The sequence below is a fragment of the Flavobacterium cyanobacteriorum genome (assembly GCF_002251835.1).
GTDB lineage: Bacteria > Bacteroidota > Bacteroidia > Flavobacteriales > Flavobacteriaceae > Flavobacterium > Flavobacterium cyanobacteriorum.
Genome location: NZ_NOXV01000154.1, coordinates 1 through 10,660 on the forward strand (window position 1 = coordinate 1; position 10,660 = coordinate 10,660).

The 10,660-nt window shown below is 43.0% G+C and carries 5 protein-coding genes; 4 read left to right on the forward strand and 1 reads right to left on the reverse strand.

Annotated elements, in window-relative coordinates:
* Positions 1-206 precede the first annotated feature (206 nt).
* The 4 genes from uvrA to CHU92_RS02400 all read left to right on the forward strand — a co-directional run bounded on the left by uvrA (position 207) and on the right by CHU92_RS02400 (position 9,344).
* Positions 207-3,038, forward strand: coding sequence for an excinuclease ABC subunit UvrA (gene uvrA, locus CHU92_RS02385; protein WP_094412229.1), 2,832 nt, complete (start codon positions 207-209; stop codon positions 3,036-3,038).
* Positions 3,039-3,075: 37 nt separating this feature from the next.
* Positions 3,076-3,801 (forward strand): LOG family protein, encoded by a 726-nt coding sequence (locus tag CHU92_RS02390; protein WP_094412231.1) that lies wholly within the window; start codon positions 3,076-3,078, stop codon positions 3,799-3,801.
* Positions 3,802-4,007: 206 nt separating this feature from the next.
* Positions 4,008-6,758, forward strand: a complete 2,751-nt coding sequence (locus tag CHU92_RS02395) for a gluzincin family metallopeptidase (protein WP_317044669.1) — start codon at positions 4,008-4,010, stop codon at positions 6,756-6,758.
* A 180-nt stretch (positions 6,759-6,938) separates the two neighbouring features.
* Entirely contained in the window at positions 6,939-9,344 is a 2,406-nt protein-coding gene (locus tag CHU92_RS02400; protein WP_094412233.1) for an alpha-ketoacid dehydrogenase subunit alpha/beta, read from the forward strand.
* 63 nt (positions 9,345-9,407) lie between these two features.
* Here CHU92_RS02400 and CHU92_RS02405 read toward each other — a convergent pair.
* A partial coding sequence (locus CHU92_RS02405) for a hypothetical protein (RefSeq protein ID WP_207759793.1) occupies positions 9,408-10,660 on the reverse strand: 1,253 nt, incomplete at its 5' end.

Here is a 10,660-nt window from a genome sequence, read left to right on the forward strand (position 1 = left end):
AGCGGCATCCTCCCCGCCGCCTGCTTTTGCGGCGGGGAGATATAGCGCACAGCAGGTACTGTCACTCCAAAAATGCCTTTCGGTTGCTGCTGCTTATTATGTATAACAGCCTGTGAATCAGTTTAAAACTTTGTTTTTTTACAGGCCATGTGGTTGTATGAAAATCGTTTCAAATTTCAGTACCTTTGCGTTTTGTACAAAATGCTATGACAGATACCGAAGAAACGATTGAAGTACTGGGCGCACGCGCTCACAACCTTAAAAATATTGATGTTACTATTCCCCGCGAAAAGCTTGTGGTTATCACCGGCTTATCGGGTTCCGGAAAATCATCCTTGGCCTTTGATACCATTTATGCCGAAGGGCAACGCCGCTACATTGAAACTTTTTCTGCTTATGCCCGCCAGTTCCTGGGCGGACTTGAAAGGCCTGATGTGGATAAAATTGACGGCCTCTCGCCTGTTATTGCCATAGAGCAGAAAACCACCAGCAAAAGCCCACGCTCTACCGTAGGCACTATTACTGAAATTTACGACTTCCTGCGGCTCTTATATTCACGTGCTGCCGATGCTTACAGCTACATGACAGGTGAAAAGATGGTAAGCTACAGTGATGACCAGATACGTGAGCTTATTATGGAAAAATTCAACGGTAGGCGAATCACGATACTGGCCCCTATAATACGTTCACGTAAAGGACATTACCGTGAACTATTTGAACAGATAAGTAAACAGGGATTCCTGAAAGTGCGTGTTGACGGCGAGATTCGTGACATTGAAAGCGGCATGAAGCTGGACCGCTATAAAGTGCATGATATAGAAACGGTTATAGACCGCCTGGCTGTTGATGCATCTGAAGACACAGAAAAGCGGCTTGCCGACAGTATACGCACTGCTATGTACCACGGTGGTGATGTTATGATGGTGATAGAACAGGAAACACAGGAGGCCCGCTACTACAGCCGTAACCTTATGTGTCCGTCATCGGGTATCTCCTACCCTAATCCTGAGCCTAATAATTTCTCTTTCAATTCACCTAAAGGCGCGTGCGACCACTGCAACGGGCTTGGCATAGTGAATGAAATCAACATGCGCAAAATAATCCCGAACCCTAAGCTTACAATAAAACAAGGCGGGTTTGCACCACTTGGCGAATACAAAAGTTCATGGATATTTAAGCAGCTTGAAATTATCGGGGAAAAGTTTGGCTTTAAGCTGACTGACCCTATAGAAAAAATACCTGCCGACGCTATGGATGTCATCATGAACGGCGGCAGGGATAAATTTACAGTCAATTCTAAAACCCTTGGTGTTAACCGGGAATATAAAATAGATTTTGAAGGCATATCAGCTTTCATCCGTAACCAGTATGACGAAAGTGGCTCAGCTTCCATAAAGCGCTGGGCCAAGGAGTTCATGGACGAGGTAGCATGCCCTGTATGCCACGGGACAAGGCTGAAAAAAGAGTCGCTTTATTTTAAAGTGAACGGGCTTAATATTGCAGAAGTTTCCAATATGGACATCTCAGACCTTGCCGACTGGTTTGCCGATATCGAAAACCACCTGACCGAAAAGCAAAAAGCCATTGCCGCAGAAATTGTAAAAGAGATACGTGCGCGGTTAGGCTTCCTGGTAGACGTAGGGCTCAACTACCTGTCGCTAAACCGCAGCTCGGGTACACTGTCGGGCGGCGAGGCACAGCGCATCAGGCTGGCTACACAGATAGGCTCGCAGTTGGTTGGCGTACTTTATATTTTGGATGAGCCAAGCATCGGCCTGCACCAGCGCGATAATGAGAAATTGATAAAATCACTGGAGCAATTACGTGATATTGGCAACTCAGTTATCGTAGTAGAGCATGACAAAGACATGATAGAACGCGCTGATTATGTAATTGACATTGGCCCTGCAGCGGGGCGTTTCGGAGGGCAGATAGTGAGCGAGGGCACACCGCAGGAATTGTTGCAGGAACACACCCTCACCGCTTCGTACCTTAACGGTGAGCGCGAAATAGCGATACCAAAAAAACGCCGCGAAGGAAATGGCAAAAGCATTAAGCTTACCGGCGCAACAGGTAATAACCTTAAAAACGTTTCCATAGAGATCCCGCTGGGTAAAATGGTTTGTGTAACCGGGGTATCGGGAAGTGGCAAGTCAACACTAATAAACGAAACACTCTACCCTATCCTTAATGCGCATTTCTTTAATGCCGTAAAAAAACCAGCTCCTTATAAAAAGATTGAAGGCCTTGAGCATATTGACAAGGTTATAGATATTGACCAGTCGCCTATAGGGCGCACGCCCCGCTCCAACCCTGCCACCTACACTGAAGTTTTCGGAGAGATACGCACGCTGTTCACACAAACACCGGAAGCTATGATACGCGGCTACAAGCCCGGCCGCTTCAGCTTTAACGTGAGCGGCGGCCGCTGTGAAACGTGTGAGGGTTCAGGGCTCCGTGTTATTGAAATGAGTTTTCTTCCGGATGTATATGTAGAGTGCGAAACTTGCCAGGGCAAACGCTTTAACCGTGAAACATTAGAAATCCGTTACAAAGGAAAATCGATAAGCGATGTCCTTGACATGACGGTTGATGAGGCAGTGCCGTTCTTTGAGAACATCCCTAAAATATACCGCAAAATAAAGACGATACAGGATGTAGGCCTGGGTTACATCACACTGGGACAGCAGAGCACCACATTATCAGGTGGCGAGGCACAGCGTATAAAGCTGGCTTCCGAACTATCAAAAAAAGATACAGGCAATACCTTTTACATATTAGATGAGCCTACTACCGGCCTTCATTTTGAGGACATCCGTGTATTGATGGATGTTATCAATAAACTGGTAGATAAGGGCAATACAGTATTGATAATTGAACATAACATGGATGTAATAAAGCTTGCAGATTACATTATTGATATTGGTTATGAAGGAGGTAAAGGCGGCGGGCAGGTTGTTGCTAAGGGCACACCCGAAGAAGTGGCAAAAAACAAGAAAAGTTATACGGCACAATTCCTGAAAAAAGAATTATCTTAGGCGCCGTTTTGTTAAATTTAAAAAGAAAGAAAGAAATATGTCAAAAGAAACATACGAGAATGAGGATGAAAGGATTCATGAACGCCTGAAGCAAAAAACATGGAACGAGATACGCAGCAATGACTCGTGGGCTATATTTAAAGTGATGGCAGAATTTGTGAACGGATTTGAAACCATGGCACGTATTGGCCCCAGTGTCTCTATATTTGGTTCCGCACGTACCAAACCCGGTGATAAATATTATCTCCTGGCAGAGAAAATTGCCGAGAAAATAGCTCAGGCAGGTTACGGCGTTATCACAGGCGGCGGCCCCGGCATTATGGAAGCCGGGAATAAAGGCGCCAGTGCCGGTGGCGGGCCTTCGGTTGGCCTTAATATCGAGCTTCCTTTTGAACAGCATTTTAACCCTTATATTGACAGTGATAAAAACCTGAACTTTGATTACTTCTTTGTGCGGAAAGTAATGTTTGTAAAATATTCACAGGGTTTTGTGGTTATGCCCGGCGGTTTCGGTACGCTTGATGAGCTTTTTGAGGCTATAACCCTTATACAGACCAAGAAGATTGCCAAGTTCCCCATTATCTTGGTAGGCCGTGAATTTTGGGCGGGGCTTATGGACTGGATAAAAGCGGTAATTGTAGAAAAATACGCCAACGCCAACCCGGAAGACCTTAACCTTATAAAAATGGTTGATACGGAAGACGAAGTACTGGAAGTGATTGATAACTTCTACAAGAAGTACCAGCTCAGCCCCAACTTTTAAAATGAAGCTGCCTCATGGCAGCTTTATTTTTTTAAGCAACCTCCGGCACAATTTTGCATCTGTAAATTAGTTATAGTATATTGCATTGCCTGCCACAAAATATAAATGCAATTTAAAATTTACAGGAGTTGACACTAATTTCTAGGCTATTTTTTATAGTTATGATGCTTTTTATGGCTGTTACCTCTGCGCAACACCATATTAAGTTGAACGTAAAACTTGACGATGCTGCAAAAAAAATACAGGTAAGACAGGAACTCGTATACCACAACCAGTCTGACACGCTTATAAATGCAATAGTGCTTAATGACTGGAACAATGCCTATTCGGGAAAGGAAACTCCGCTGGCAAGGCGTTTTTCAGATGAGTTTGTACGTGCCTTCCATCTGGCTTCCGAAGAAGAAAGAGGTAATACAACCATATTCTCTGTAGTTGACCAGAACGGATTGTTACTAAATTTCCAAAGGCCTGAAGGGCATCCTGATCTTATTGAAATACAGTTAAAAAACCCTGTTTATCCAAACAAAAAGTTTACTATAATTATAACGTACACTGTGAAGCTGCCCAAAGACCGTTTTACCCGGTTTGGGTATGATGACAAGGGAAATTATAACCTTAGGGACTGGTACCTTTCGCCCGCCCGTTTTGAAAATAATATCTTTGTAAGGTACAGTAATGAAAATCTTGATGATATAGCCAACGCGGTGGCTGATTATGACCTTTTCGTGACACTGCCGGAGGACTACTTTCCTGTATCAGATATGTACATGGGAAACAAAACATCATCGCAGGGTAAGAATGAATATTATTATACAGGCAAAGGGCTTACTAACTTTTACCTGATAATAGAAAAAGGCAAAAGCACTTTTGCAACCTACAGGACAGCTACAGCGGAAGTTAATACCAATATTAAAAATAACAGGACTACAGAAGTGCAACGTGCGGTTCTGATTGAGCAGATAGTAAATTTTACCGACAGCAACCTGGGCAGGCATCCTTACGGCAAAATACTTGTTACCCAGGCTGATTATGACAGGAGCCCTATGTATGGGCTAAACCAGCTCCCTTCATTTATAAGCCCCTTCCCTGATTCATTCCTTTACGAGATACGTTTCCTAAAAACCTACCTTAATACCTACCTGAAAAGCACGCTTAAACTTGATCCCAGGAAAGACAGCTGGATATATGACGGGATACAGATTTACCTGATGATGAAGTATATTGAGGAATATCATCCTGACAAGCACATGATGGGCGACCTGGGTGACTGGTGGATACTTAAAGGTTTCAATTTGTTCAGGATAGACTTTAACGGGCAGTACAACTACCTTTACCTGCTAATGGCGCGAAAAAATCTTGACCAGCCTATAGGTGACCCCAAAGATACATTTATAAAATTCAACGAACAGATAGCCGGCAAGTACCGGGCCGGGTTAAGCCTTAATTATCTTGACAGCTACCTTGGGAGCAGTATAGTATCGCAATCCGTTAAAGAGTTTTTTGAATTAAATAAAAGCAGGGTTACTAACCGGGATGATTTCAGGAACCTGATAAGGAGCAATACACCAAAAAATATAGATTGGTTTTTTGATACTGTTGTACAAACCCGAGAACTTATTGATTACAAGTTTGGCAGCGTAAATAAAGAAGGTGATTCACTACGTGTAACCGTAAAAAACAGTACCGGGACAAATGTGCCCGTATCAGTTTACGGGCTCAACAAATCAGGTAATGTAGTGTTCAGTAAATGGCTTGAAAACATAAAATCAGATTCTACATTTGTGATACCACGGCTTGATACGCGAAAGCTTGTGCTGAATTATAATAATGAAATACCTGAATACAATACCCGTAATAACTGGAAGAATTTAGGAGGCGTATTAAACCGTCCCCTAAAATTCACCTTTTTCCAGGACCTTGAAGACCCCAGATATAACCAGGTTTTCTATGTGCCGAGCTTCGTTTTTAATCTTTATGACGGTGTGTCCGCAGGGCTTCGCTTCCATAACAAGTCGCTCCTCGAAAGGCCCTTCATATTCGATATAGAACCCACTTATTCAACCAAAACCGGCAACCTTATAGGCTCTTTCTCCTTCCTTTACAATCATTACATCAGGGAGGGCACATTATACAATATACGGTATGGTATAGGGGCCTCAACATTCCACTATGCACCTGATGCCGCCTATGTAAAATTTACGCCCAGTGTGCAGTTGCGGATAAGGGATGAGGATTTCCGGAAGAACAGGAAAGAATTCCTCCTTGGGCGGTATGTCATGGTTGACAGGGAAGCGTCAGTGTTTGCAGACACCGACGAGCAAAACGAGAATTATGCGGTTTTTAACCTTCGCTACAGCAAATTTGAAACTGAAATTACCCGGCATTATAATCTTTATACAGACGTGCAGCTGGCAGGCAACTTCGGGAAGCTTTCGGGCGAAGTGCAGTTCCGCAGGCTGTTTAATGACAACCGCCAGATAAACCTACGCCTCTTTGCCGGTGCCTTTATGTACCGGAGTACCGATTCCGAATTTTTCAGCTTTGGGCTTGACAGGCCCACAGATTATATGTTTGACTACAATTTCTATGGACGTTCAGAAGAAACCGGGCTGTTCAGCCAGCAATATGTTATGGCGGAGGGAGGCTTTAAATCTATACTCGACACCCGCTTTGCCAACCAGTGGATGACAACAGTCAATGCCAGCTTCAATATCTGGAACTGGATAGAGGTATATGGCGATGCGGGCTTATTTAAAAACCGGAACAGGGATGCCCGCTTTGTATATGACAGTGGTATCCGCCTGAACCTTGTGCCCGATTATTTTGAACTGTACTTACCTGTATATTCCAGCAACGGCTTTGAGCTTGACGGTGGCAACTACAGCCAGAAGATACGTTTTGTAGTAACCATAAGCCCGGGCACACTCATCAACCTGTTCACAAGGAAGTGGTTTTAAAGGTGTATCATCAGCATAAAAATCAATTATCTTCAATTTAATTTCCCGTTCACTGAAAATCCCGCATCATCAACTGCGCTAATGCCTTATTTATTATCAATACCGGAATCAAATATTTTTGCGGTTACTATGATATGTCATACTTTTAATTAAATTTGTATTTCCACAACTATTGGTTTTATGACAGAAACACAAACAAAGAAAGAACTTTCTTTTGAAGACTTCAGGGCTGAAGTACTAAACGATTATAAAATAGCTGTAATAAACAGGGAATGCAGCCTCCTGGGCCGTAAGGAAGTGCTGACAGGCAAAGCCAAATTTGGTATTTTTGGTGATGGCAAGGAAGTGCCGCAGCTGGCAATGGCCAAGGCCTTTAAGAACGGCGATTTCCGTTCGGGGTACTACCGCGACCAGACCTTTATGATGGCTATAGGGCAGCTTACTATACAGCAGTTCTTCGCGGGGCTTTATGGCCACAGCGACCTGGAGCACGACCCTATGTCAGCCGGGCGCCAGATGGGCGGGCACTTTGCCACCCACAGCCTTGATGAGAACGGCAACTGGAAGAACCTTACACTACAAAAAAATTCAAGTGCCGATATATCCCCTACTGCCGGGCAGATGCCAAGGCTTCTGGGCCTGGCGCAGGCTTCTAAAATATACAGGAATGTTTCCGGCATAGAAAATAAAACCAATTTTTCCATAAATGGTAATGAGGTGGCCTGGGGTACTATAGGCAATGCCAGTACTTCTGAAGGTTTATTCTTTGAAACCATCAATGCGGCAGGCGTATTGCAGGTACCTATGGTTATAAGCGTGTGGGATGACGATTACGGCATCTCTGTTCACGCCCGCCACCAGACAACGAAAGAAAATATATCAGAGATATTAAAGGGTTTCCAGCGTGATGAGAATGCCAAAGGATATGAGATAATAACCGTGAAAGGATGGGATTATCCTGAGCTGGTTGCCGCTTACGAAAAAGCCTCAGCCATAGCGCGTGAAGAGCACGTACCGGTACTGATACACGTTTACCAGCTTACACAGCCACAGGGCCACTCTACATCAGGATCGCATGAGCGTTACAAAAATGCGGAAAGGCTGGAGTGGGAAGGCCAGTACGACTGTATCCTGCAAATGAAGCGCTGGATGCTGCAAAACGAAATTGCCTCTGTTGAAGACCTTGAAGCCATTGAAGTTGAGGCACGCAAAAATGTGCTTGAAGGTAAAAAAGCGGCATGGGAAGCCTATACAAGCCCTATAAAGCAGGAACGCAACGAGCTTGTAAACCTGCTGAAATCAGTTGCGGAAAAAAGCAATAACAAAGTATTTATTGAAAAATATGCTGCCGACCTGGCCGCCATTAAAGAGCCAATCCGCAAAGAACTATTGGTTGTGGCGCGTAAAGTGCTCCGCCTGGTGGTAAAGGAGAATAACAAGGCTGAACTGGCTGCCTGGATTACCGGTTATACAGAAAAGATACAGCCCAAATATAGCTCGCACCTGTTCTCGCAGTCCAATAAAAATGTGTTCTCTGTTGCAGAAGTGCTTCCGCAGTATGATGATACTGCCGAGGATGTTGACGGCCGTGTATTAATCCGCGATAATTTTGATGCTATTTTCAGCAAACATAAAAATACCCTTGTTTTTGGTGAGGACGTTGGTGGTATTGGCGACGTTAACCAGGGGCTTGAAGGCATGCAGGAAAAGTACGGTGATTTCCGCGTGTGCGATGCCGGTATCCGTGAGGCTACCATTTTGGGCCAGGGCATCGGTATGGCCATGAGGGGCCTCCGCCCTATTGCCGAGATACAGTACCTGGACTACCTACTGTATGCCATACAGATAATGAGCGATGACCTGGCCACGCTGCAGTACCGTACCGCGGGCAGGCAGAAGGCGCCGCTTATCATCCGTACGCGCGGGCACAGGCTGGAGGGCATATGGCATTCGGGTTCGCCTATGGGTATGATCATTAATGCCATACGCGGCATCCACGTGCTTGTTCCAAGAAACATGACCAAGGCTGCCGGATTCTACAACACACTGCTTGAAACCGATGAGCCTGCCCTTGTTATTGAAAACCTGAACGGTTACCGCCTTAAGGAAAAAATGCCGGCCAACCTGGGTGAGTTTAGAACCCCTATTGGTGTGGTGGAAACGGTTAAGGAAGGTACTGATATTACACTGGTATCGTACGGGTCTACCCTGCGCCTTGTGGAGCAGGCCGCCAAAGAACTGCTTGAAGTGGGCATTGATGCCGAAATTATTGATGTACAGTCGCTGCTGCCGTTTGACGTGAACCACGACATTGTGAAGAGCGTAGCCAAAACCAACAGGCTTTTGGTTATAGACGAAGACGTGCCGGGTGGCGCATCGGCGTATATACTGCAGCAGGTTGTTGATGTGCAGGATGCCTACAAGCACCTGGACAGCAAGCCGGAAGCGCTCTCGGCCAAAGCACACCGCCCTGCGTATGGCACCGACGGGGATTATTTCTCGAAGCCATCGGCAGAGGACATTTACGAAAAGGTGTATGCCATAATGCACGAAGCTAAACCGGACCAGTATCCGCAACTATATTAAAAACGCAACCTCCCATTGGGAGGTTTTTTGTTTTATGCATTAACGATAAATCAATATTATGAATTAATTACTAAAAAGTGATTGCTCTTGATTATAATTATGATTAAAGAAATAGTCGCTTTTTGAACCTTTTATTAAAATTCCTTTATTTTCAAAATTATTGCATGTTGCCCTTACCTTTCTACCAAGTGTTTCGTATTGTCTTCCTATAATATTTTTTCCAAATACTCTTCTATAAACCTCAGGAGTAATATCAGCAGCCTTAAGCGATTGTTTGTTATATGTAGTAAACATATATACAATATTTAAGATTTCTTTAGTTACTTTGTCAAAATGTATGTAATCATTTCCTATTATAAATATAAGCTCATCTCGATAATCAGTTTTCATTAAAATTCTATCAAGAATATAGATTGGATTTTCCTCTGAACTTGATTCATGTTCAAAAATTAGTTCAGCCTTTTTCAAAGAATCTAAAACAGAAAAATGATTATTACTTTCTGTAAGAAGGATTGTAAATAATCGTTGTCTATTTGCTAATTCTGATTTATAGAAATATGCAAGAACAGCCTTATGATCAAAAGTGATTTCTTCTTTTAATTTTGTAACAATATATTGTTTAAAACCTTCTAACCATGTTTCAATACTGTCATCTATTAGTTGACCAGTATATATTTTCAAACTAATTATATTATCTCTTAATTCATAGGTTGGTAAATCAATTACATTGTCAAGAGCTGCATTAACTAGAGAGGCCATACCTCTACCTTGACTTTCAATTTTATCATAAACTTTTAAAACTGAAGCCAATTTTGGATTTTTACTTTCAGGAATACCTGGTACAAGACGGCGTATTGGAATATCTGTGTCGGTATTGATAAATTTAATTTTCTCTTTGAAATTTCCTGGATTTTTAATCTCAATAAATCTATTTGGCTCTACAGTAACTGTGACAAAATTATCAATTGTATAATCTCTATGCGCTAATGCATTATTAATTGTCTCTCGTATGAGTTTCTCTGGATATTCTGGTTCGCTTTTTCCCCCTCCTCTAATTGTTCTATTAATTTTGATATGCCCCCAAATATATCTGAAGGTTTCGTCCATTAAGTTAATAACATCAGTGCGAAAAATTTTTTTATCCTTACCAATATCAGTACTTGTGTCATAATAACAATTCACCTCTACTCTCGAACCCAAAAAATAAAATGGTTCCTCACCACATACTAGCATTCCTAAAGTTGTTACATCATCATTTTTTATAAAATGTTGTTTAGTACACGACAAAAAATATAATTGATTAAAAATCAATAAAA